21 protein-coding genes are annotated in these 21848 nt (G+C 69.0%); 11 read left to right on the plus strand and 10 right to left on the minus strand.

Features of this window, described 5'->3' with window-relative positions:
• On the plus strand, window positions 1–658 hold a 658-nt coding region (locus tag M6444_RS20455; RefSeq protein ID WP_298331648.1), incomplete at its 5' end, for a fumarylacetoacetate hydrolase family protein.
• On the opposite strand, the gene M6444_RS20460 is transcribed toward M6444_RS20455, so the two are convergent.
• The 3 genes from M6444_RS20460 to M6444_RS20470 form a co-directional block, all read right to left on the minus strand.
• Window positions 647–1840, minus strand: coding sequence for a low temperature requirement protein A (locus tag M6444_RS20460; protein WP_298331649.1), 1194 nt, complete (start codon window positions 1838–1840; stop codon window positions 647–649). The genes M6444_RS20455 and M6444_RS20460 overlap by 12 nt on opposite strands.
• 113 nt (window positions 1841–1953) lie before the next feature.
• Window positions 1954–2850, minus strand: coding sequence for a cation diffusion facilitator family transporter (locus tag M6444_RS20465; protein ID WP_298331652.1), 897 nt, complete (start codon window positions 2848–2850; stop codon window positions 1954–1956).
• A gap of 35 nt (window positions 2851–2885) precedes the next feature.
• Window positions 2886–3344: a metalloregulator ArsR/SmtB family transcription factor gene (locus M6444_RS20470; RefSeq protein WP_298331654.1), complete on the minus strand. Its 459-nt coding sequence runs from the start codon at window positions 3342–3344 to the stop codon at window positions 2886–2888.
• An 83-nt stretch (window positions 3345–3427) separates the two neighbouring features.
• Here M6444_RS20470 and M6444_RS20475 point away from each other — a divergent pair, with 83 nt between their 5' ends.
• Complete coding sequence (locus M6444_RS20475; RefSeq protein WP_298331656.1) at window positions 3428–4114, plus strand: DUF4232 domain-containing protein; 687 nt, start codon at window positions 3428–3430, stop codon at window positions 4112–4114.
• A 126-nt stretch (window positions 4115–4240) separates the two neighbouring features.
• On the opposite strand, the gene M6444_RS20480 is transcribed toward M6444_RS20475, so the two are convergent.
• Complete coding sequence (locus tag M6444_RS20480; protein ID WP_298331658.1) at window positions 4241–5659, minus strand: M1 family metallopeptidase; 1419 nt, start codon at window positions 5657–5659, stop codon at window positions 4241–4243.
• Window positions 5660–5804: 145 nt separating this feature from the next.
• Window positions 5805–7019 carry a 4-hydroxyphenylpyruvate dioxygenase gene (gene hppD / locus M6444_RS20485; protein WP_298331660.1) on the minus strand — a complete coding sequence of 405 codons (1215 nt, stop codon included), beginning with the start codon at window positions 7017–7019 and terminating at the stop codon, window positions 5805–5807.
• Between the two features lie 175 nt (window positions 7020–7194).
• On the opposite strand from hppD, the gene M6444_RS20490 reads away from it, so the two are divergent.
• Complete coding sequence (locus M6444_RS20490) at window positions 7195–7677, plus strand: Lrp/AsnC family transcriptional regulator (RefSeq protein WP_298331663.1); 483 nt, start codon at window positions 7195–7197, stop codon at window positions 7675–7677.
• A 453-nt stretch (window positions 7678–8130) separates the two neighbouring features.
• Here M6444_RS20490 and M6444_RS20495 read toward each other — a convergent pair whose 3' ends face one another.
• Window positions 8131–9612: an FAD-dependent monooxygenase gene (locus tag M6444_RS20495; protein WP_298331666.1), complete on the minus strand. Its 1482-nt coding sequence runs from the start codon at window positions 9610–9612 to the stop codon at window positions 8131–8133.
• 180 nt (window positions 9613–9792) lie between these two features.
• Between M6444_RS20495 and M6444_RS20500 the strand changes: the two genes are divergently transcribed.
• Both M6444_RS20500 and M6444_RS20505 read left to right on the plus strand, forming a co-directional pair.
• Complete coding sequence (locus M6444_RS20500; RefSeq protein ID WP_298331670.1) at window positions 9793–10314, plus strand: hypothetical protein; 522 nt, start codon at window positions 9793–9795, stop codon at window positions 10312–10314.
• Between the two features lie 99 nt (window positions 10315–10413).
• Entirely contained in the window at window positions 10414–10908 is a 495-nt protein-coding gene (locus tag M6444_RS20505) for a hypothetical protein (protein WP_298331674.1), read from the plus strand.
• Between the two features lie 9 nt (window positions 10909–10917).
• On the opposite strand, the gene M6444_RS20510 is transcribed toward M6444_RS20505, so the two are convergent.
• Window positions 10918–11544, minus strand: coding sequence for a helix-turn-helix domain-containing protein (locus M6444_RS20510; RefSeq protein ID WP_298331677.1), 627 nt, complete (start codon window positions 11542–11544; stop codon window positions 10918–10920).
• A gap of 198 nt (window positions 11545–11742) precedes the next feature.
• Between M6444_RS20510 and dhaK the strand changes: the two genes are divergently transcribed.
• The 3 genes from dhaK to M6444_RS20525 are packed head-to-tail and all read left to right on the plus strand — an operon-like array spanning window position 11743 to window position 13755.
• Window positions 11743–12735, plus strand: a complete 993-nt coding sequence (dhaK, locus tag M6444_RS20515; RefSeq protein WP_298331679.1) for a dihydroxyacetone kinase subunit DhaK — start codon at window positions 11743–11745, stop codon at window positions 12733–12735.
• Window position 12736: 1 nt separating this feature from the next.
• Window positions 12737–13360, plus strand: a complete 624-nt coding sequence (dhaL, locus tag M6444_RS20520) for a dihydroxyacetone kinase subunit DhaL (RefSeq protein WP_298331681.1) — start codon at window positions 12737–12739, stop codon at window positions 13358–13360.
• A 56-nt stretch (window positions 13361–13416) separates the two neighbouring features.
• The gene (locus tag M6444_RS20525; RefSeq protein ID WP_363326448.1) at window positions 13417–13755 is read left to right on the plus strand and encodes a PTS fructose transporter subunit IIA; all 339 of its coding nucleotides are present in this window, start codon (window positions 13417–13419) and stop codon (window positions 13753–13755) included.
• Window positions 13756–13768: 13 nt separating this feature from the next.
• On the opposite strand, the gene aceA is transcribed toward M6444_RS20525, so the two are convergent.
• Window positions 13769–15091, minus strand: coding sequence for an isocitrate lyase (gene aceA / locus M6444_RS20530; RefSeq protein ID WP_298331686.1), 1323 nt, complete (start codon window positions 15089–15091; stop codon window positions 13769–13771).
• 331 nt (window positions 15092–15422) lie between these two features.
• Here aceA and M6444_RS20535 point away from each other — a divergent pair, with 331 nt between their 5' ends.
• The gene (locus M6444_RS20535) at window positions 15423–16958 is read left to right on the plus strand and encodes an N-acetylmuramoyl-L-alanine amidase (RefSeq protein WP_298331690.1); all 1536 of its coding nucleotides are present in this window, start codon (window positions 15423–15425) and stop codon (window positions 16956–16958) included.
• A gap of 20 nt (window positions 16959–16978) precedes the next feature.
• Here M6444_RS20535 and M6444_RS20540 read toward each other — a convergent pair whose 3' ends face one another.
• Together M6444_RS20540 and M6444_RS20545 are read right to left on the minus strand one after the other, a co-directional pair.
• Window positions 16979–18751 (minus strand): DEAD/DEAH box helicase, encoded by a 1773-nt coding sequence (locus M6444_RS20540; RefSeq protein ID WP_298331693.1) that lies wholly within the window; start codon window positions 18749–18751, stop codon window positions 16979–16981.
• 163 nt (window positions 18752–18914) lie between these two features.
• Window positions 18915–20264, minus strand: a complete 1350-nt coding sequence (locus tag M6444_RS20545; RefSeq protein WP_298331695.1) for an MFS transporter — start codon at window positions 20262–20264, stop codon at window positions 18915–18917.
• 927 nt (window positions 20265–21191) lie between these two features.
• Here M6444_RS20545 and M6444_RS20550 point away from each other — a divergent pair.
• Both M6444_RS20550 and M6444_RS20555 read left to right on the plus strand, forming a co-directional pair.
• Window positions 21192–21452 (plus strand): DUF3039 domain-containing protein, encoded by a 261-nt coding sequence (locus M6444_RS20550; RefSeq protein ID WP_298331698.1) that lies wholly within the window; start codon window positions 21192–21194, stop codon window positions 21450–21452.
• An 86-nt stretch (window positions 21453–21538) separates the two neighbouring features.
• Window positions 21539–21844, plus strand: coding sequence for a hypothetical protein (locus tag M6444_RS20555; RefSeq protein WP_298331701.1), 306 nt, complete (start codon window positions 21539–21541; stop codon window positions 21842–21844).
• The last annotated feature ends 4 nt before the right edge of the window (window positions 21845–21848 follow it).

The raw sequence follows: 21848 nt of genomic DNA on the forward strand, positions 1-21848 counted from the left end.
GGACATCGAGCCGGAGGTCGGGTTCGTCGTCGGCACGGGATCGCAGCTGGGCAGCCCTGTCTCCGTCGCCGAGTTCACCGACCACGTGTTCGGCCTCGTGCTGGTCAACGACTGGTCGGCGCGGGACATCCAGAAGTTCGAGGCGATGCCGCTCGGCCCGTTTCTCGGCAAATCGTTCGCCACGTCGCTGTCGCCCTGGGTGGTGCCGCTCGCGGCGCTGGAACACGCCCGGATCGACCCACCGACGCGTGACCCCGCACCCGCTGCGTATCTGCGCGACGCCGAGCCGTGGGGCCTGGACCTGCGCCTGGAGGTGGAGTGGAACGGCACGGTGGTGTCGCGGCCCGCGTTCGCCGACATGTATTGGACCCCGGCGCAGCAACTGGCCCACCTCACGGCGAACGGGGCGTCGGTGCGCACCGGCGACCTGTACGCCTCGGGCACGGTCAGCGGGCCGGGCGTCGATCAGCGCGGCTCGTTCATCGAGCTGACGTGGAACGGCACCGAGCCGGTGACCCTCGACGACGGCAGTACCCGCGCGTTCCTCGAGGACGGCGACACCGTGACCATCCGCGCCGAGGCGCCGGGACCGAACGGCACCCGGCTCAAGCTCGGCGCGGTCACCGGCACCATCGTGCCGGCACCGTCACGGCACTGACGCGGTGCGCCCGCTCATCCGCTGGGTGTAGATGGCCAGGCCCACCATGATGAGCACGGTCGACACGCCGAGCACGAGGGGCGCGAACACGTCGCGGCCGGCATAAGCGCCCAGCGCGACGAGCACCAACAGGACGGCGGCCAGGTAGCGCGACTTGGCCACGTTCCCGGTGCGCGAACGCAGGTAGAGGACGTTGCCGACGAGGTAGATCAACGGGCCGCCGACGGTGGTGAGGATCATCAGCGAGTCGAGGTGGTCGTGCGTGATGCGCAGTTCGATCGACACGGCGACCACGATCGCGCCCGCCACCATGATCGCGTGCGCATAAGCGAACGCTGAGCGCAGGATGCGTGTTTCGCCGCGTTCGCCGGTGTGGTCGGCGTCCGGGCCGGCGATCGCGAAATAGTTCCACCACTGCACGACGAGCCCGGCGAAACCCAGCACCGTCACCACTACGGCGCTGGCCGGCACCGTCTCCATGCCGGACAGCGCGAAACCCATCACGAGGATCGATTCGCCCAAGGCGATGATGAACACCAGCCGGTTCCGCTCGGCCAGGTGCTCGGCGTCGACGGGCCACGAGCCCATCGGCGTCGACCCCAGGCCGGGCACCCGGAAGTCCACACGAGGCGCCAGGTAGTCCACGGCGACCGCGACGATCCAGATCCACAGCCGGACGTCGGACGGCGCCACGGCCCCGGCGAGCCAGATCGCCCCGCCGGCGGCGCTCCAGATGAGCAGATGCAGATAGTTGCGCCGCATCCAGGTGCCCTTGCCCGCGTACACCATGAACATCGCCCGGATGAGCTGAGCGGTGACGTAACACCCCGCGAACAGCAGGGCGTCGTCGTCGAAGGCATGTGGCAGGCCCAACGCCATACCCAGGCCCGCCAGCATCAGCACCGCGTTCAACAGGCGCACCCAGCCGTTGCGCGGATCGAGCCAGTTCATCGCCCACGCGGTGTAGTTCCAGGCCCACCACACGGCCAGGAAGAGCACCGCCACCTCGGCCGCGCCCGACCAGGTCGGATCAGCGAGCAGAGTGTGCGAGATCTGGATGATCGCGAACACGTAGACGAGGTCGAAGAACAGCTCGATCGGCCCGACTTCGGACCGGTGCGGGTCGTTGTCTGCGCGAGTCAGGCCCGCGTTGAACGGTCGAGGTGACGTCGTACTGGTCATGGTCCGCCTCGTTCGGCCGGTCGGTTCTTGGTCGCCGACACACTGTAGAACCGGCGCCGGCTGACCGGCAGCGAACTCGGCCGATTCGCCTCGACGTCCCTGCGGCGACGACGTCAGGCGTGCGAGGCGTGCTCGTGCTCGACGTGCCCCTCAGGCTCGAGCTGGAACGTGCTGTGCTCGATGTCGAAATGGCCGGCAATACATTCATGCAGGCCGTCGAGGACGGAGCCCTGCCCGCAGTCGGCAGCGACGTCCGCGGCGACGACGATGTGCGCCGACAGGACCGGAACACCGCTGGTGATGGTCCAGGCATGCAAGTCGTGCACGTCGACCACACCGGGCGCCTCGAGCAGATGGCGACGGACGTCTTCGAGATCGACGCCGCGCGGCGTCGCTTCGAGCAGCACGTTGACGACGTCGCGCAGCAGCATCCACGCCCGCGGCACGATCATGAACCCGATCAGGATCGACGCAAGAGCGTCAGCACGCAGAAAGCCCGTTTTCATGATCACGATCGCTGCACCCACGACCGCGACCGAGCCCAGCGTGTCGCCGAGTACCTCGAGGTAGGCGCCACGGACGTTGAGGCTCACGTTCCGCCCGCTGCGCAGCAGGAACAGCGCGACGACGTTGCCCAACAAACCGACGACGGCGGCGAGCAGCATGAAATCGCTGTCGACAGGAACCGGGTCGAACAGCCGTCGCACGCCGCCGATGATCGCGAAACCACCGATGACGGCGACGATCACGGCATTGACGAGCGCGGCCAGGATCTCGGCTCGCTGCAGCCCGAACGTCGTGCGATCCGTGGCCGGGCGAGCGGCGATGACCGTGGCCACCAGCGCCAGGGCGACGCCGAAACCGTCGGCGAGCATGTGCCCGGCGTCGGCGAACAGCGCCAGCGAACCCGACACGACGGCGCCGACGACTTCGACGGCGAGGATGACCGCAATGATCACCAGAACGGCGACCATGCGGCGGCGGTAGCCCTGCGCGGCGGTGACCGCCATACCGCCGTGGAGCCCGTGTGTGTGACCCACGCTCGTCAACGCCGTCCTGGATGGGCCGGCACGGCTGTCACGCCGGGCCGGACGCCCGGATGCTCGTGCGGCTCACGCACCCGCTCGGCGTGCGCTAGACAGCCATGGATCGACGAACCGCAGGTCATGCCCGCCGGCCGGTGGTGTTCCGGGCACAGCTCGACCGTCGAGCCTGCGGCGTCGAGCAGGTGTTCTGCCGCCACCAAGAGCTGCCACACCTCGGGCCTGGCCAGCGCGTAGTACGTGGAGCGGCCGTGCGGATGCGCCTCGACGAGCCCGGCCGAGCGCAGGCACGCGAGGTGGCCGGACACGGTCGACTGAGCCAGTCCCAGCTCGGCGGTCAGATCGACCACCTTCCGCTCGCCGTCGGCGAGTAGCCGCAGCACAGCCAGGCGCGCAGGGTCGGCGAGGCTGTGGAACAAGAGTACGGCAGAGCGGTCCGCACCCAGTCGATTCATCGGCATAGGCCGATGATAGCGGTCAGCGTCGATGCCGTGTCAACCTCCCAGCCGCCGGGCCTGGACCAGGGTTGGCTAGCATCCACCTGGTGAGTACTTCGGGGGAACGGCCGGTGAGAGCGCGGTCGAAGGGAACAGCGAAGGCCCCGGTTCATGGCTCGTCCCGGCTGCGGCTTCTCGGCCTGGCCGGCATCGCGCTCGTCACGCTCGGGGCCGTCGGGGGTTGCGCGAGCGACGACTCGGCGCAGCCCAGCGCCGTCGCTGTCGGCCCGGCCGACGAGACGAGCGCTCCCGCCACTCCCCCGCCGCCCACACTGGCGCCCACACTGGAGCCCAACTTCACCCCACCCGAGCCGGTCACGTCGCCGTTCGGACTGACTGTGCAGGTCGGACCGGTTGAGGCGGCGCTCGGTCACCGCGCCTCGGTCGTCACCCTCACCAACGACGGTGAGCAGGCCGTGACCGTCGACGGGTATCCCGAGGTGCGCATCCTCGACGCCGACGGGCAGGACCTCGGCGTTCGTACCGAGCACGACTCGTCGTACATGGCGATCGACCCGGGTCCGGCCCCGGTGTCCATAGCGCCTGGAGAACAGGTGCTGTCAGTCATCTCGTGGTCGGCGACGGTCACCGACCCCGATGCCATCGACCGAGGCGCCTACGTCGTCGTGACGACGATGCCCGGGGAGCCGCAGCAGACCTTCCCGCTCGACGCCGACCTCGGCAGTGCCGGCGAGCTCAGTGTGACCGCGTGGGCCACGGAGCTGGTCGAGTAGCGCTCGCGCGCCGGGACGGCCACGCTCAGGGCTCGGCGCTTGGACACCACCAGGCGTTGTGTCGCATCACCAGGCGTGTATGGGTGGTGCGGCAGGGAATTGCCAAGTGAACATGATCATTCACCATCAGGGGGTGGGTTTGGCGGGGGTGCGGACCCACGCGTCGAAGAACGCGGCCAGATCGCGCCCGGAGATCTCCTCGGCCAGCTCCTGGAAGTCATCCGTGGTCGCGGTCGAGTCGGCGAAGCGCTGCGACCACGCGCGGGACAGCTCGCCGAACGCCGCGTCACCGATCTCTTGGCGCAGCGCGTACAGGGTCGCGGCGCCGCGATCGTAGACGGCGCCGGCGAACAGCCCGGTCGCACCCGGGTCGGCGACGATCGTCTGCCAGAACTCGTCATCGGCCGGGATCGCCATGACGTCCTCGAACTGCTCGCGCGCCGTGGTGCCGCCGTCGTGCTCGGCCCAGATCCAGCTCGCGTACGTCGCCCATCCCTCGTTCAGCCAGATGTGACGCCACCGCTGCGGGCTGACGGAATTGCCCATCCACTGGTGCGCGAGCTCGTGGGCCACCGTGCCCTCGCTAGCCCGCCGCGAGTAGATCGGGCGCGTCTGAGTCTCCAGCGCGTAGCCGACGCTGTCGTCGTCGACGATCGCCCCGAACGAGTCGAACGGGTACGGCCCGAACTCGCCCTCGAAGAACGCGATCATCTCCGCGGTCTGGGCCAGCCCGGCGCTGGCGTCGGGCGCCAGATCGCGGTCGATGGCGTCGATCAGCGGCAGCCCGTCCGGCGTCTTCGACGTGCGCAGCTCGTAGTTGCCGACCGAGGCCGTCGACAGATAGCTGGCCATCGGGTCGCGCGACGACCACGACCATGTGGTCCGGCCGTTGCTCGTCCGCGAGTCCACCAGGTCGCCATTGGCCACCGCGACCAGGCCCTCGGGTACGGTGATGTCGAAGTCGTAGGTCGCCTTGTCCGTCGGGTGGTCGCTGACCGGGTACCACGTGGACGCGCCGTCGGGTTCGTTGACCACCATCGCCCCGTCGCGGGTGGTGACCCAGCCGTACAGGGCGCCCTCGATGTCGGTGGGCCGCCCGGTGGTGCCGCCGTAGGTGACCTCGACGCGAACCGGACGCCCGGCGTGCATCTTCGGCCGTGGCGTGACCACCAGCTCGCCGTCGTCGTGGGTGAAGCGCGCCGGGCGCCCCCGGACGACGACAGACTCGACGTCGAGGTCACGCAGGTCGAGGTTGAACTGGTCGAGGTTCTGCGTCGGCGTGATCGACAGCGTGGCCGTGGCCTGCATCGTCCCTTCGAGCGGCGCCGGCGCCGGCCCGGGCGGCTGGTAGTCGATCTCGAGGTCGTAGTGGGTGACGTCGTAGCCGCCGTTGCCGGCCAGCGGGAAGTACGGGTCGCCGGCGCCGGGCGCACCCGGACCGAATCGCGGCGACCCGGGATCGCCCGGGGCTGCCGAGGCGGCGACTCCGGCGCTGACGATCATGGCTGTGGCCGCAGCGGTGACCCAGGCGAACTTCGCAGACATATCGGCGCCCCCGTCCGGTTCTCGGATGTACCGGTTCTCGGATGTACCGCACCCTAGGGCACGCCACATGATCATCGGCACTTTCGGTGTCCACTTTTTACCGAAAGTGCCGATGCTCCGGTGGTTCCGCTCGCGTACGCCTCGCCTACAGGTTGCCGCGCCGTTCCTGTTCGCGCTCGATCGACTCGAACAGCGCCTTGAAGTTGCCCTTGCCGAAGCCCAGGGACCCGTGCCGCTCGATGAGCTCGTAGAACACGGTGGGGCGGTCCCCGATCGGCTTGGTGAAGATCTGCAGCAAGTAGCCGTCCTCGTCGCGGTCGACGAGGATGCCGCGCTTCTTCAGCTCCTCGACCGGCACCCGCACCGTACCGATGCGTTCGCGCAGCTCAGGGTCGTCGTAGTAGGCGTCCGGGGTGGCGAGGAACTCCACGCCCTCGGCGCGCATCGCGTCCACCGTTCGCAGGATGTCGTTGGTGGCCAGGGCGATGTGCTGACACCCGGCCTCGCCGTAGAACTCCAGGTACTCGTCGATCTGCGACTTCTTCTTGCCGACGGCCGGCTCGTTCAGCGGGAACTTCACCCGGTGGTTGCCATTCGCCACCACCTTGGACATCAGCGCGGAGTACTCGGTGGCGATGTCGTCGCCGACGAACTCGGCCATGTTCATGAACCCCATGACCTTGCGGTACCAGTCGACCCAGTAGTCCATCTTGCCCAGTTCGACGTTGCCGACGCAGTGGTCCACAGCCTGGAACAGCCGCTTCGGCGCACCCTCGCGCTTGACGAACGTGGAGGTCTTGGGGACGTAGCCGGGCAGGTACGGCCCGGAGTAACGCGACCGGTCGATCAGGGTGTGGCGAGTTTCGCCATAGGTCGCGATGGCCGCCGAGCGCACAGTGCCGTGCTCGTCGGACTGATCATGCGGCTCCTCGAGGATCGTGGCGCCCTGGGCCCGCGCGTGCTCGATGCAGGCGTCGACGTCGCGCACCTCCAGTGCCAGGTCGATGACGCCGTCACCGTGGCGGCGGTGGTGGTCGAGCAGGTCGCTGTCCGGCGCCACACCGCCCTTGAGCACGAACCTCGCCGAGCCACTGCGCAGGACGTACGCCTTGTGGTCACGAACGCCGGTCTCCGGGCCGGAGTAGGCCACGAGGTCCATGCCGAACGCGGACTGGTAGAAGTGCGCCGCCTGCGTGGCGTTGCCCACGATGAACACGACGGCGTCCATGGCGACGACCGGGAAGGGATCCTTGCTCTCGTCGTACTCCACCAGCCCCACGAGTTGCTTGAGCTGCTCGAGGTCGAGCTCGGCGTCGCGTTCTTCGGGGGTGAGAGTGCGAGCGGAATCTGTGGTGGTCATGAGCGGCCTCCAGGGACGAACCGACGCTTGATGTCACGGACTCTGCCCGCCCACCCTGGATTGGGCAAGTGTGCATGGATCAGCTGAACATGCTGTACTGTCTGGACAGCTCAGGCGGGTTGCCACTAGTCAACATGTCCAGCCAATGCCGCTGCCACGAAGGAGCACGACGGCGATGATCGACGATCTCGACGCCCGGATCATCCGGCTGTTCACCGACGATCCCCGGATCGGCGTCCTCGAGGCGTCCCGCCGGCTCGGCGTCGCGCGCGGGACGGTGCAGGCTCGCCTGGACAAGCTGCGCTCGAGCGGGGTGATCCGCAGCACCTCGCCCACGGTCGACCCGGCCGCGCTGGGATACCGCGTCACCGCGTTCGCCTCACTCGACATCCGCCAAGGCGCACGCGAGTCCGTCGCCGCACACCTGAGCCGGATTCCCGAGGTGCTCGAAGTGCACACGATCACCGGGCAGGGCGACCTGCTGTGCCGCATCGTCGCCCGCGACAACGACGACCTGCAGCGGGTGATCGACGAACTGGTCGGTGACGCCGACATCGTGCGCATGAGCACGCTCATCGCGCTCACGACCGTCATCGGCCCGCGGGTCCTTCCACTCGTCGACGCCGCAGTGGCCCGGTCGACGTCGTCGGACGTCTAGTGGCCACGACCACTGTTGCGGACGGTTGCGCAGGTCACCTCGCGCAAACAACTCATTCGCGGAGTGGTCAGCGTCGACCGGGGCCTCTGGGGAGTTGGACGTCGGGCCATTTGACCTCGACCGTGCACGTCCGGATCGGCGAACGGCAGGCCATCGAAGTCGGTTGAGCAGGATGCCCCTCAGCGAAGACCGCAGGTGATCACACGACACAGGTCCAGGCCGAAAGATCTTCGGCCCTGGCTGCTCTACCGGCCCGGACGATCATGAGTCGATCGTGTACACCACGAGCCGAATTGCAGCAGGAACAGGGCTACAAGCCTGTTGATGTTGAGAGACGCATGGTGGTGTCGAGCGGCCGCACCGCAGGGGCGGACGTTTGCGCAGGTCACAAAGGCGCAAGAACTCCTGCCGCCCAGCCACGACCTGCCGCCCAGCCACGCCGGTCAGCGGCGCTCAGGCGGGCTCGCCGCACCACGCGATCAGCGCCGAGCGAAGCTCGGCGTCGCGACGGATCGACGCCTTGGTGTCCGTGGCCCAGGCGACGTAGCCGTCGGGCCGGACCAAGGTCAGCCCCTGGGAGCGGTCCACCGTGGTCACGACGTCGACGCGGTCGGCCCAGGGCTTGATGAGGCCGTGATGGTCCTGCCCCGTGAGCAATACGAACATCCCACTGCGCAGCCGCTCGTAGAGCCGTTCGGGTCCGTGCTCGCCGATCAGCGTCACGTCGGGAACCCGGGTGCCCACCAACGAGTGCTCGCCCCGCGGGCTGGGGTAGGCGATGGCCAGTCCCGAGACGAACTCGCCGGCCTTGCGCACGATTGGCCCGATCCGCACCGCAGCGGCACCAGCCACGTTGCGTACCGTCCGCAGCGGCGCCGAATCCAGCAGTACCATCCGCAGCAGGGTGCCGCTGCCCTGCACGACGCTCTGCCCGACCGGGTGGCGCTCATCGTGATACGTGTCCAGCAGGCCGGGCGGGGCCCAGCCGCGCAGCGCCGCCACGAGCTTCCAGCTCAAGTTGGCGGCATCCTGCAGGCCGATGTTCATGCCTTGCCCCCCGGCCGGCGAGTGGACGTGTGCGGCGTCGCCGGCGAGGAAGACCCGCCCGACTCGGTACTGCGGAACCATGCGCTCGTCACTGTGGAATCGGGACAGCCAGCGCGCGTCGTGCATGCCGTGGTCGGTTCCGAGCACTCGACTGGTCACATCGCGCACTTCGCTGAGCTCGACCGGATCGTCGGACGGACGCTGCCGGTGCCGGTCCCACGCGATGACCCGATACCACCCGTCGCCAAACGGCACGACCAACGCGAAGCCGTCCTCGCCGGAACCGACGGTGAGCACGTCGCTGGGTGGATCGCTGAGCCGGACGTCGGCCAGCATCACCGACTCGACGGCCGGCTCGCCGTCGAAGGGCAGGCCGAGCGACTGACGCACGGTGCTGTGCACGCCGTCCGCACCCACCACGTAGCTCGCGCGGGCTGTCGCCGTCTGGCCATCCGGGCCCCGGTAGTCGACGTCGACGCCGTCCGCGCCGGAGCGCACATCGGTGACTTCGGCACCTTCGATGATGGACGCTCCGGCCTCGACAGCGCGCTGCTTCAACACGGACTCGGTGGTGTACTGCGGCGTCACCAGCACGAACGGGAACCTGGTCGGCAGTTGCGACAGGTCCACGTCGATGTTGCCGAACAGGTTCACCGACGAGACGCGCTGGCCGGAGGCCACCAGGCGGTCGGCCACCGACCGGGCATCGAGTAGCTCCAGCGTCCGGGCGTGCACGGCGAACGCGCGCGTCAGGTTCGACTCACCGTGGCGCCGCTCGAGAACCGTGCACGACACCCCGGCCGCGGCGAGGTCGCCGGCCAGCAGCAGGCCAGTCGGGCCCGCCCCGACGACGAGGACGTCGGCCATCTGCTCCGATGCGTTGTCCATCGTGGTCCTTCCTGCCTGCCGTGTCGACAGAACCGTACCCAGGCTGCCGGCGCGGCACATCCGGGCCTGCCGCGATCCGGCCGATGATCCGGCACCTGAAGCATCACTGCAGGTCACGAAACGACATCGAAGTGAGCGGATGGCCGCCGTCGGCGATGTGTCAAGGTTGAATATGTGTCGATGTCCAGTCGAGCCTCCGGCGGCGCGCTTGCCGCATGCCTCATCACCGCCGCCATCATCGGCTTCGCCGGCGGTGCTTACATCGGCACCCAGACCGGTAACGCCTCGTCCGGCTCGAACGACTCGGCCGGCGAAAACGGCTCGGCTGCCCCGGACGACGACCAGGCCGACGGCGACGGCGGCGACGCGGGTGGCACGGAGCCGACGGACGACGCCTCCAGCGACGCCGGGCTGACACTGGCCCTGGACGACCCCGCGCAGGCCGAGGTCACGCCCGGCGACTGCGTGAACGTGCACGGCGCGCTGAACCCGCCCGTCGCGAAGGTGAAGGTGCAGTTGCAACGCAGCGTCGAGGGCGGCGACTGGGAGCAGTTCCCCAGCATCGGACCCTGGACGACGAACGAGAACGGCGAGTTCGGCGGATTCGCGTGCTCGCAGCGCGAAGGCGTCAACGCCCTGCGGGTAGTGCGCAGCGACGACGAGTCCGTCGTGTCCGATCCAATCGAGGTCACCATCGGCTGAGGTCCTGGCCTTCACACCGGACATCACAGCTGGTCACAGGGCTGCGTCGCAGGCCATCGATTTGCACGACCCCCCGGTGCCCGGGGTTGAATGAGGGTGATGTCCAGTCGAGCCTCGGGCGGTGCACTCGCCGCCAGCCTCATCACCGCCGCGATCGTCGGCTTCGTCGGTGGTGCGTACGTGGGCACCCAGTCCGGCGGATCCGGCGCTGAAGCAGCCTCCGACGAAACACCCGCCGCGACCGACGACACCAACGCCCCCACCGGCGACCCGACCGCCGACTCGCCGTCGCCATCGCCGACCGACAGCGGGTTGAACTTGACCGCGGCGAAGGAATCGGTGGCGGCGAACGAGCGGTTCGACCTCACCGGTGCCATCGAGCCCGCCGAAGAGGGGGTCCAGCTGCGACTCGAACGCAGCGTCGACGGCGGCGAATGGAGCGAATTCGACCTCAGCACCCCGCTCACCACCGACGCCGGCGGCAGTTTCCGGACCTGGGTCATCACCGGCCGCGAAGGCGTCAACTCGTTCCGGGTGGTACGCACCGACGACGATTCCGTCGTGTCCAACGAAGTCGAGGTCACCGTCGGCTGACGCGTCAGCTCAGGACAGCCGCAGGGTCAACTCCTCGGCGGCACTGACCACCTGCGGCCCGACGACCGAGGCGTCGAGCTCACCCAGCGCGACGACACCGATGCTGGCCTCCACCCCCGCGCCCACCAACGGCGCGGCGACCCCTTGCGCTCCCGGCTCCAGCTCGCCGCTGGACGCGGTGTAGCGCGGATCACCGTCTCGGCCCGCCATGATCGCGCGACCCGCCGCCCCGCGCCCGAGCGGATGTCGCGAGCCGACTCGGTACGCGACGTGGTAGTTGGTCCGGGTGGGCTCGACGACGGCGACGGCGAGCGCTTCGGCGCCGTCGGCGATGGTCAGGTGAGCCGTGGCGCCCACCGACTCCGCCAGCGAGCGCAACACCGGCTGGGCGACATGGCGAAGGATCGGGTAGACGCTGCCGGCCAGGGACAACACGCCGAAGCCCACGGAGAATCGCCCAGCAGCCGACCGGCGTACCAGCCCGTGCAGCTCGAGCGTGGCCAACAGCCGGTAGACGATGGTGCGATTGACGCCGAGCATGGCGGAGGCCTCAGCCACCGTCAGTCCACCGGCGGCGTCCGCCAGCACCTCGAGCAAGCGAAGCCCACGATCCAGAGTCTGCGAGATCTCCGCCACGGCACAACCTTAAGTGCCGCGGCACACAGCCGGTGCCGCTCCACGCCGACGCAGTCCGGGTCACCGAATGACTCATGACCGTGGTCAGTGCCGTTTTGCTCTGCCGCACAGCGGTCGAGCCGCGTACTGTGGCAATCAAACCGGGGGCACGGTCTCTCGGCGAAGTCTCATCCGCCTTCGGGAAGGTTGGAGCCATCGATGAAGAAGCTGATCAACTCCCCCGATTCCGTGATCACCGACGCGCTGCGCGGCATGGCCGCGGCGCATCCGTCGCTCAACGTCGACGTCGAGAACCGGGTCATCGCGCGCGCGGACGGGCCGCGCCAGGGCAAGGTCGGGCTCGTCTCCGGCGGCGGGTCCGGCCACGAGCCGCTGCACGGCGGATACGTCGGCTACGGCATGCTCGATGCCGCCGCGCCGGGGGAGGTGTACACCTCCCCTGTCCCCGATCAGATCCTCGCCGCGACGAAGGCGGCCAACGGCGGCGCCGGCGTCGTGCACATCGTGAAGAACTACACCGGCGACGTGCTGAACTTCCGGATGGCCGCCGAGCTGGCCGAGGACGACGACATCGAGGTCTCGTCCGTCGTACTCAACGACGACGCAGCTGTCGAGGACTCCACCTTCACCGCGGGCCGTCGCGGCACCGGAGCGACGGTGGTGGCGGAGAAGATCGCCGGGGCAGCAGCCGAAGAGGGTGCCGATCTCGCCACCGTGGCCCGCGTGGCCACCGAGGTCAACGAACGCTCCCGCTCCTTCGGTATCGCGCTGCACGCCGGCACGGTGCCCGCAGCCGGCAAGCCGGGCTTCGAACTGGGCGAGAACGAGGTCGAACTCGGCGTCGGTATTCATGGCGAGCCAGGCCGCGAACGCGGCCAGATGGCGCCCGTGCGCGACCTCGTCGCCTACGCCCTCGAGGCGATTCACGCCGACATGCCGGTCAGCGGCGACGTCCTGGTTCTGCTCAACGGACAAGGCGGCACCCCGCTGATCGAGCTCTACGGCGCCTTCGCTGAGGCCGCGGCCTGGATCGAGGGCCATGGCGCCCGGATCGTGCGCAATCTCGTCGGCAACTACATCACCAGTCTCGACCAGGCAGGCTTCTCGGTCACCGTGACCTCGTTGACCGACGAGCTGGTCCGGCTCTGGGACGCGCCGGTCCAGACGCCTGCGCTGCGCTGGGGCCGCTGACATGGCCTTCGACACCGCAACGGCCACGGCCTGGATCATTCGATGCGCCGACGAAGTCCGCGCCGCGGAGGCGCGGCTCACCGCGCTGGATGCCGCGATCGGCGACGGCGACCACGGGGCCAACCTCGCTCGGGGGCTCGCCGCGGCGGTCTCGTCGCTGACCGACAAGGCGCCGGACACCCCCGGTGGCGTCCTCGTGGCGGCCGGGCGAGGACTCGTCGCCAAGACCGGCGGCGCGTCCGGGCCGTTGTACGGCAGCGGCCTGCGCAAGGCAGGCAAGGCGCTGGGTGACGAAACCGATGCCGACGCCGCCCAACTCGGCGAGGCGCTGCACGCGATGCAGACCGGCATCCAGGAACTCGGCGGCGCGGCCGAGGGCGACAAGACCATGATCGACGCCCTCGCGCCCGCCGTGGCCGCATTCCGGGAGGCCGCGCCCGACGGTCTGGCCCAGGCCGCCCGCGCTGCCGCCGAGGCCGCCGAGGCCGGGGTGGCGGCCACCGTCCCGTTGCAGGCGCGCAAGGGCCGGGCGAGTTACCTCGGCGAACGCAGCATCGGGCACGAAGACCCGGGTGCGGCCTCGACCGCGATCATCCTGCGTGCGCTGGCCGAGGTGACCGCGTGAGCGTCGGTATCGTGCTGGTCTCACACAGTCCTGCGCTGGCCGGCGCCACGGCGGAGATGGCCGGCTCGCTCGCCGGTTCCGGCGTCACCATCGCCCCGGCCGGCGGCACCGACGACGGCGAGTTCGGCACCAGCATCGAGCTGATCCGCGCTGCCATCGCCACCGCCGACAGCGGCGACGGCGTCTGCGTCCTGATGGACATGGGCAGTTCGGTTCTGACCGCGAAGACCCTGCTCGGCGAGCTTGAAGACGAGGACGACGCGCCCCGGGTCCAGCTGGCCGACGCTCCGTTCACCGAAGGAGCGGTCGCCGCCGCGGTCCTGGCCGCCACGGGCCAGGACCTCGACGCCGTCACCCGAGCAGCTCAGGACGCGTGGACGATGCGCAAGCTGTGAAGCCCGAGCCCGCTCACCCGAACTGCTGCTCCTCGGTCGACCCGCGCAGCGCCAGGGTGTCGCCGTCCGGGTTCAAGGCCGTGGCCACGAGGTCGAAGTAACCGGTGCCCACTTCACGTTGGTGCCGAGTCGCGGTGTAGCCGTATGCCTCCGCGGCGAACTCGCGTTGCTGCAGGTCGACGTAGGCGCTCATGCCGGTTGCCGCGTAGCCGCGGGCCAGTTCGAACATGCCGTGGTTGAGCTGGTGGAACCCGGCCAGGGTGATGAACTGGAACCGGTAGCCCATGGCGGCGAGCTCGCGCTGGAACCGGGCGATCACGTCGTCGTCGAGGTGTGACTTCCAGTTGAACGACGGTGAGCAGTTGTAGGCGAGCATGGTGTCGGGGTACCGCTCGTGCACGGTTTCGGCGACCTGACGTGCCAGGTCGAGGTCCGGTGTGCCGGTCTCCACCCACAGCAGGTCGGCATACGGCGCGTAGGCCAGTGCTCGCGCGATGACCGGCCCCACGCCGTTGGTGACCCGGTGGAACCCGTCGGCTGTTCGTTCGCCGGTGAGGAACGGCTGGTCGATCGGGTCGATGTCACTGGTGATCAGCGTGGCGGCCAAGGCGTCGGTGCGGGCGACGACGATGGTCGGCACACCCGCGACGTCAGCGGCCAGGCGTGCGGCGTTGAGCGTCCGGACGTGGTGCGAGGTCGGCACGAGCACTTTTCCGCCGAGGTGCCCGCACTTCTTCTCCGAGGCCAATTGGTCCTCGAAGTGCACGCCGGCCGCACCGGCCGCGATCATCGCCTTGGCCAGTTCGAACGCATTGAGCGGCCCGCCGAAGCCGGCCTCGGCGTCGGCGACGATGGGCGCCAGCCAGTCGATGCCCGTCCCGTCGCCCTCGGCAAAAGTGATCTCGTCGGCCCGCAGCAGCGCGTTGTTGATCCGCCGCACCATGGTGGGCACGGAGTTGACCGGATAGAGGCTCTGGTCCGGGTAGGTCTGCCCCGCGGTGTTGCCGTCGGCGGCGACCTGCCAACCGGACAGGTAGATGGCCTTCAACCCCGCCCGCACCATCTGGACGGCCTGGTTTCCGGTGACCGCGCCGAGCGCGGCGACGTAGTCCTCGGTGTGCAGCAGTTCCCACAACCGTTCGGCGCCCCGGCGGGCCAGCGTGTGCTCTTCGCGCACCGATCCGCGCAGGCGCACGACGTCTTCGGCGCTGTAGGAACGGCTGACGCCGGACCACCGCGGGTCGGAGGCCCAGTGCCGCGCCAACTCGGCGGACTCGTCGGCGATTCGGCGTTCCGGCGAGCCTGAGCCGGTCGGCCGGTCGATCGTTGTCGTCATGGTTGCCCTCCGCTCGTTCGCGACTGCTCGTTGTGAACAAGCCGCTGCGGTCACCATGAGTGCCGGGATCTTCCCGGATCCAGCCGCTCGTGCAGTGAACTTCCGGCGAAGTTCACTCGAGCAGAAACTTCGCGTATCGATACATCGTGGGCGAGCAGACCCGGCGCGCACCGGCTCCGGCTATCGTCACCTCAGCCACACAATTCCCGGCCGTTGACCGCATTAACCGGACATTCTCTTTGAATCCGGTGACAAGCCGACAAACCAGCGGTAGGTTCTGCGGTGACGTGCCATTCAACCTTGGTATCCGGGCGACAGATGGGATGTAAACGTGACGACCAACCCCACCCGCCGAACAGTCATCGCCGCAGGAGCCGCACTCGTCGTGACACCTGTGATCAGTGCCACCGCACAGGCAGCCGGCTCGCCATCGGGCCTCGGCCATCGACTCGACGCCGCGTTCACTGCTGCGGCTCGGCGTCACGGCGTGCCCCGCGATCTGCTCGTGGCCCTCGCACACACCGTGACCCGCATCAACGACCATGACGGCGAGCCGAGCGCGGCCGGCGGTTACGGCGTCATGCACCTCGTCAGCAACCCCACCACCAACACGCTCGGGCGCGCCGCCGAACTCACCGGGCACACCGAGCGCGAGCTGCGTACCAGCCTCGATGCGAACATCGATGGCGCGGCGGCCCTACTCAAAGCCCATGCCGACAGCGCGAACCTGTCGAAGAGCGATCGCGCCCGCATCGATGCGTGGTACGAGCCGGTAGCCCACTACTCCGACTTCGCCAATCCCTCCGTCGCGCGCCTGGAAGCCGACGCGGTGTACGACGCCTTGCAGCGCGGGATCGCGATGCGTACCGGTGGTGTGTCGTTCGTGGTCCCCGGCCGCGACGTCAAGCCCGAACTCGGCGCGTTCGCCGATGTGCCGACCCTGCGCCAGCAGTTCGAGGCGATGAGTGACGACTACCCGCCCGCATTGTGGTCGGCAGCGCATTCCAGCAATTACCGCAACGCCAATCGACCGTCCGATTACGCCATCGACCGGGTCGTCATCCATACCACTCAAGGCTCTTATGCCGGCACCATTTCGTGGTTCAAGAACCCGAGTTCCAACGTGTCGGCGCACTACGTCCTCAGATCCTCCGACGGCGAGGTCACCCAGATGGTGCGCGAGGCCGACGTCGCGTGGCACGTCGGCAACACCAACAACCGTTCCATCGGCCTCGAGCACGAGGGCTGGGTCGACGACGCCTCCTGGTACACCGAGGCCATGTACCGCTCATCGGCGGCACTGACCCGCCACGTGTGCGACAAATACGGCATCCCGATCGACCGCGACCACATCATCGCCCACAGTGAAGCTCCTGGCGCCACCCACACCGACCCGGGCCCCAACTGGGACTGGGCGCTCTACATGGACTACGTCCGGGGTGGTGATGGGGAGGACCCGTCCTTTCGCGTCGTGATCGACAACGACAGTGACGCCTTCTCCGCCAGCTCCAACTGGACGGCGGCCAACGCACCCGGCGAGTACGGCAGCAATCACCACCACGCCCAGCCGGTCCTCGAGAGCGATCCCGCGTGGTTCAGTGCCGACATCCCGGAAACCGCGAGCTACCGCGTCGAGGCCTGGTATCCCCAGGATCCGGGCAACAACTCACGCACCCCGTACATCGTCAAGACCACCGGCGGCAACCAGACGGTCTATGTCGACCAGCGCAGCGGCGGCGGACGGTGGGTCGGTCTCGGCACCCATACCCTGGCGCAGGGTTCCGGGCCGGTCGTGGCGGTCAGTCGGTGGACGTCGACGTCAGGGTCGGTCGAGGCCGACGCCGTACGCATCAGCTCGCTCGACTGAGAGCGGCCGCGCGAGGGCGGTCAGCGGCGGGCCACGGCCCAGGCTCGGATGGTGTCGATGCGCTCCTGGATCTCCGCGGCCGTGGCCAACGCGGCCGGCGGCCCGCCGCACTTCTTGCGCAACTCGGTGTGAATCACGCCGTGCGGCTTGCCGGTGCGGTGATGCCACGCGGCCACCAGGCCGTTGAGCTCACGACGCAACACGCCCAGCTGTTCGTAGGCCGCAGGCTCGCTCGGTTCGGACGTCGGAGCCTGGTCCGACGCCGTAGCGGACCTGGCCCGCTGGGCTTGCTGCTCGGCCTGGCGGCGGCGCAACAGCGCCGCGACCTGGTCGGGCTCGAGCAGGCCGGGAATGCCGAGGTAGTCCGCCTCCGCCTCGGAGCCGGCCTGGGCCTCGGTACCGAACTCGCCACCGTCGTAGAGCACCCGGTCGAAGGAGGCATCCGAGCCGAGGGCTTCGAACGGGACCTGCTCGTCGGCGGTCGGTTCCTCGCGCTGAGCCGCGGCCATCAACGCTTCGTCAGCGGCGAGCACGTCGTCCTCGTCGACCTTGGGTTTGCCCAGGACGTGGTCGCGCGAGACCTCCATCTCGGCGGCGTAGGACAACAGCGACGGGATGGTCGGTAGGAAGATCGATGCCGTCTCGCCCCGCCTGCGGACCCGGACGAACCTACCGACGGCCTGCGCGAAGAACAGCGGCGTCTGTGTGGCCGTGGCGTACACCCCCACGGCCAACCTCGGCACGTCCACACCTTCGGAGACCATCCGCACCGCGACCATCCAGCGCGCATCGTTCTCAGCGAACTCCGCGATCTTCTTCGACGCCCGCGGCTCGTCGGAGACCACCACGGTCGGCCGCTCGCCACTGATGCGGGCCAGCAGTTTGGCGTAGGCTCGCGCCGCCTCCTGGTCGGTGGCGATGACCAAGCCGCCGGCGTCGGAGACGTGCCGGCGTACTTCGGTGAGCCGGGTGTCGGCAGCCCGCAGCACCGACGGGATCCAGTCACCGTCGGGATCGAGAGCCGTCCGCCAGGCCTGGGCGGTGACGTCCTTGGGCAGCGGCGAGCCCAGTCGGGCGGTGACCTCGTCGCCGGCGCGAGTCCGCCAGCTCATCTCACCGGAGTAGGCCAGGAACAGCACCGGGCGGACGACGCCGTCGCGCAGCGCGGCGGCGTAGCCGTACGAGTGGTCGGCGACGCTGCGGGGAATGCCGTCGTCACCTTCGGCGTAGGTGACGAACGGGATGGGATTGATGTCGGAGCGAAACGGCGTGCCGGTGAGCGCGAGGCGGCGCGCCGCGGGCTCGAACGCCTCACGCACGGCCTCGCCCCACGACAGCGAGTCGCCGGCGTGATGGACCTCGTCGAGAATGACCAGCGTGCGGCGGTTCTCACAGCGCGCGCGGTGGAGCATGGGATGTGCCGCGACCCCGGCGTAGGTGACCGCCACGCCGGTGTAGTCGCGACTCGCCCGGCCGGTGCGCCCGGTGAATGACGGGTCGACGTTGATGCCGACCTTGGCCGCGGCGTCGGCCCATTGCCGCTTGAGATGCTCGGTAGGTGCGACGATGGTCAGCTGATGGACGATCTTGCGCTCCAGGAGCTGTGCGGCGATGCGCAGCGCGAACGTCGTCTTACCGGCACCAGGCGTGGCGACGGCCAGGTAGTCGCGCGGGTCGCGCGCCATGTAGTCGTCCAATGCCTCCTTCTGCCAGGCACGCAACCGCCCCGCGGTTCCCCACGGGGCGCGGCCCGGATAGGCGGGTGGCAGATGCTCAGCGGCCGAAGTGCTCACACAGCTCCCGTGCAGGTCGACGACGTTCCCTGCAGGTGGCAACCGATGCGCCACAAGCAGGTGCCCGGAACGCCGAACGCGACCCGGGCAACACCTGTGAGCTTAACGGCGTACCCCGACAAGCTCGCGACACGACTCGCACTGCTCGCTGATCAACAGGGATTCACCGGGTGACCGGCACGCGGACTCGCCCCGCGGCCCACGACCCGAACAGCGCCAGCGCCGTCATCGCCGCGATGATCACGAGATAGATCCACCCGGGCACCGACACCTCACCGGGCGCCGCGCCGTGCCCCGTGCCGAAGATGGTGCCGGCCAGCCCGACGAACACCGCGGCAAACAGCGCATCGCTGACCTGCAAGGCCGCTGAGTTCGCCCCGTGATCCTCGACCGGCGACAGTTCGAAGAGCACCACACTGATGCTGGCGATGGACATGCCCATGCCGAAGGCACCGACCACCCAGCCCAGCATCGTCACAACCACCGGCACGCCGGGCACCAGGACCAGAGTCACCGAGCTGATGGCCATCGCGACCAGCGCGGCGCCGATGCGGATGAGTAGGTACCGCGGCGTCACCGTCGACGATCGGCCCTGATACCACGATCCGGCCGCCCACCCGAGCGCTCCGCCGGTCAGCGACAGCCCGGCCAGCGTCGACGACAGGCCCCGCTCCGAGACGAGCAACAGCGGCAGGAACGCCTCGGTACCGAAGAACGCACCGGCCAGGATGCCGCGCATCGCTACGACGGTCGGCAGCCCGCGCCGCAGCAGTAGCGTGCCGGGCGGAAGCACCCGCGGCAGCGTCGGCGCCACCAGCGCGACCGCCAGCACGCACAGCACCACCGAGACGATGTCGGTGCGCGATCCCGCGTACTGCAGCATGCCGACGCCGACCGCCGTGGCCAGCGCGAAACGCTTCCGTCCCGCTCGAATCCGGGAGCCGCCCGGCGGCGGGCCGTCCACCGTGCGTACCGTCGGCAGTGCCAGGGCGACCGGGATCAGGACCAGCGGGGCGATGCCGAGGAACACCCAGCGCCACGATGCGTGGTCGGTCAACAACCCCGCGACCAGCGGCCCGACGATGGACGGAACCACCCAAGCCGCCGCGATCGCCGCGAAGATCCGCGGGCGCATGTCTTCCGGGAACGTCCGGCCGACGACCACGTACAGCGCCACGATGATCAAGCCGGCGCCCAGGCCCTGGATCGCCCGCCCGGCCAGGAACGGCCACATCGATTGCGCTGCCCCGGCGATCACGAGCCCGGCGGTGAAGGCGGCGACGCCAATGAGGATCGGCAGCAGCGGACCACGCCGGTCGCACACCTCCCCCGACACGACCATCGCGAACAGGCTGGTGGTGAAGAAACCGGAGAAGGCGAACGCGTACAGCGGCAGGCCGTCGAGGTCGGGCACCGCGGTGGGCATGGCGGTGGCGACGGCCATGCCCTCGAACGCGATGAACACGACGGTGGCCACGATGGCGACGGACAGCCGCCGATACTGCGGTCCCATCAACCTCGTCGGGGCGGAGCTGGCAGGACCGGATGTCACGAGCAAAGCCTACCGACGCTCCTCAGCTCTCCGTGCCCTGCCACTGCTGGCGGCTGCGCGGCGCGTGGGCTGCTGGCGAGGCCGGTTGGCGGTGCCGGTCAGCGAAGCCGATTTGGGGCGAAGCCGGTCGGCAGAGCCGATAGGGGCGAACCGGGCACGAACGCCTAGTGGTGCCGGTCGTGAAAATCGCCGTGCAACGAAACGCGGGCTATACCGGCAGTCTCTGGCACGACGATCATCACGACCGCTGACTCCAGCACCCTTCACCACGACGATCATCACGACCTGGGCGTCTGGCGGCATCCGGCGCACGCGGGCTACTGGCGACGCCGGTTGGCGGAGCCGATTGGCGAAGCCGGTCAGCGAAGCCGGTTGGCGGTGCCGGTTGGCAGAGCCGATTGGGGCGAACCGGGCACGAACGCCTAGTGGTGCCGGTCGTGAAGATCGTCGTGCAAGGAAACGCGGGCTATACCGGCAGTTTCTGGCACGACGATCATCACGGCCGCTGATTCCAGCACCTTTCACCACGACGATCATCACGACCTGTCAACCTCGGCACCTTTTAACACGACGATCATCACGACCGCGGTGTCTGGCGGCATCCGGGGCACGCGGGACCACTGGCAGAACCGGTCAGCGACGACGTGACGTGCCCAACCGATCGGCCAACTCGGCTTCGTCGATCTCGCCGACGGCGAAGCGGCACGGCCAGCTCGGCCGAACCGGCGCGCCGATCCTGAGCGACGCTGATGCGGCGGCACAGGACGACCTGCGGCCCTGAGCGCCCGGCCGCTCCTGGCGAGTTCTCCACCCCTCGAAGCAGCCCGCGACGGGTGGACAACCCGCCAGGAGACGCGCGGACGTCCGCCGGTTCGTACACTGGGTCGTGTGAGTACTCAGCTCAGTCCCGGCACCGAGACCATCGAGGATCGCCGCACCCAACCGAGCAGCGGCGACGGCGATGAGGAACGGTTCTCGCACTACGTCCCCAAGGACAAGCTGACCGAGGCCATGATCAACGGCACGCCGGTCATCGCGTTGTGCGGCAAGGTCTGGGTGCCCAGCCGCGACCCCGAGAAGTACCAGGTCTGCCCGCGGTGCAAGGAGATCTGGGAGAAGATGAAGGCTGGCGACGACGGCGAAACCTGACGTCGGCGACACCTCTCCGGCGCCGGTTCAACCCGTGCCGTCCCCAGGGCTAAGGGACACGTTTCGCGCCCGTTATGCTCCGCGTCATGTGCACCGAAGACGAGCCGGGTGAGCCGTCCGCGAAGGAGCTTCGCGAGCGCGCAGAACGACTGCGTGAGAGCGCCCGGCGGGCCGAAGCGCTGGTCGAGCCGTTGGAAACGCATATCGATGCCGAGGTCGAGATCGCGACGACGCAGGGTGTGTGGACGGGTCAGTACGCCGGCGAGGCCACCACCCAACTGACCGAGTACCAGCGCGAGCTGCGCACGATGGCACAAGACCTCGAGGACACCCTGGCAGAGTGGCGCGCCCAAGCGAACCGGCTCGACGAGCAAGCCGACGAGAAGGAGTGAGCGT

The sequence above is a fragment of the Haloactinopolyspora sp. genome (assembly GCF_027324685.1).
Taxonomy (GTDB): Bacteria; Actinomycetota; Actinomycetes; order Jiangellales; family Jiangellaceae; genus Haloactinopolyspora.

Bases quoted from the DNA above. Each gene is read 5' to 3' on its own strand.
- M6444_RS20460 (WP_298331649.1), bottom strand. From the start codon at position 1,840: ATGACCAGTACGACGTCACCTCGACCGTTCAACGCGGGCCTGACTCGC.
- M6444_RS20465 (WP_298331652.1), bottom strand. From the start codon at position 2,850: ATGGCGGTCACCGCCGCGCAGGGCTACCGCCGCCGCATGGTCGCCGTT.
- M6444_RS20470 (WP_298331654.1), bottom strand. From the start codon at position 3,344: ATGCCGATGAATCGACTGGGTGCGGACCGCTCTGCCGTACTCTTGTTC.
- M6444_RS20480 (WP_298331658.1), bottom strand. From the start codon at position 5,659: ATGTCTGCGAAGTTCGCCTGGGTCACCGCTGCGGCCACAGCCATGATC.
- hppD (WP_298331660.1), bottom strand. From the start codon at position 7,019: ATGACCACCACAGATTCCGCTCGCACTCTCACCCCCGAAGAACGCGAC.
- M6444_RS20490 (WP_298331663.1), top strand. From the start codon at position 7,195: ATGATCGACGATCTCGACGCCCGGATCATCCGGCTGTTCACCGACGAT.
- M6444_RS20495 (WP_298331666.1), bottom strand. From the start codon at position 9,612: ATGGACAACGCATCGGAGCAGATGGCCGACGTCCTCGTCGTCGGGGCG.
- M6444_RS20500 (WP_298331670.1), top strand. From the start codon at position 9,793: ATGTCCAGTCGAGCCTCCGGCGGCGCGCTTGCCGCATGCCTCATCACC.
- M6444_RS20505 (WP_298331674.1), top strand. From the start codon at position 10,414: ATGTCCAGTCGAGCCTCGGGCGGTGCACTCGCCGCCAGCCTCATCACC.
- dhaK (WP_298331679.1), top strand. From the start codon at position 11,743: ATGAAGAAGCTGATCAACTCCCCCGATTCCGTGATCACCGACGCGCTG.
- dhaL (WP_298331681.1), top strand. From the start codon at position 12,737: ATGGCCTTCGACACCGCAACGGCCACGGCCTGGATCATTCGATGCGCC.
- M6444_RS20525 (WP_363326448.1), top strand. From the start codon at position 13,417: ATGGCCGGCTCGCTCGCCGGTTCCGGCGTCACCATCGCCCCGGCCGGC.
- aceA (WP_298331686.1), bottom strand. From the start codon at position 15,091: ATGACGACAACGATCGACCGGCCGACCGGCTCAGGCTCGCCGGAACGC.
- M6444_RS20545 (WP_298331695.1), bottom strand. From the start codon at position 20,264: ATGGGACCGCAGTATCGGCGGCTGTCCGTCGCCATCGTGGCCACCGTC.
- M6444_RS20555 (WP_298331701.1), top strand. From the start codon at position 21,539: ATGTGCACCGAAGACGAGCCGGGTGAGCCGTCCGCGAAGGAGCTTCGC.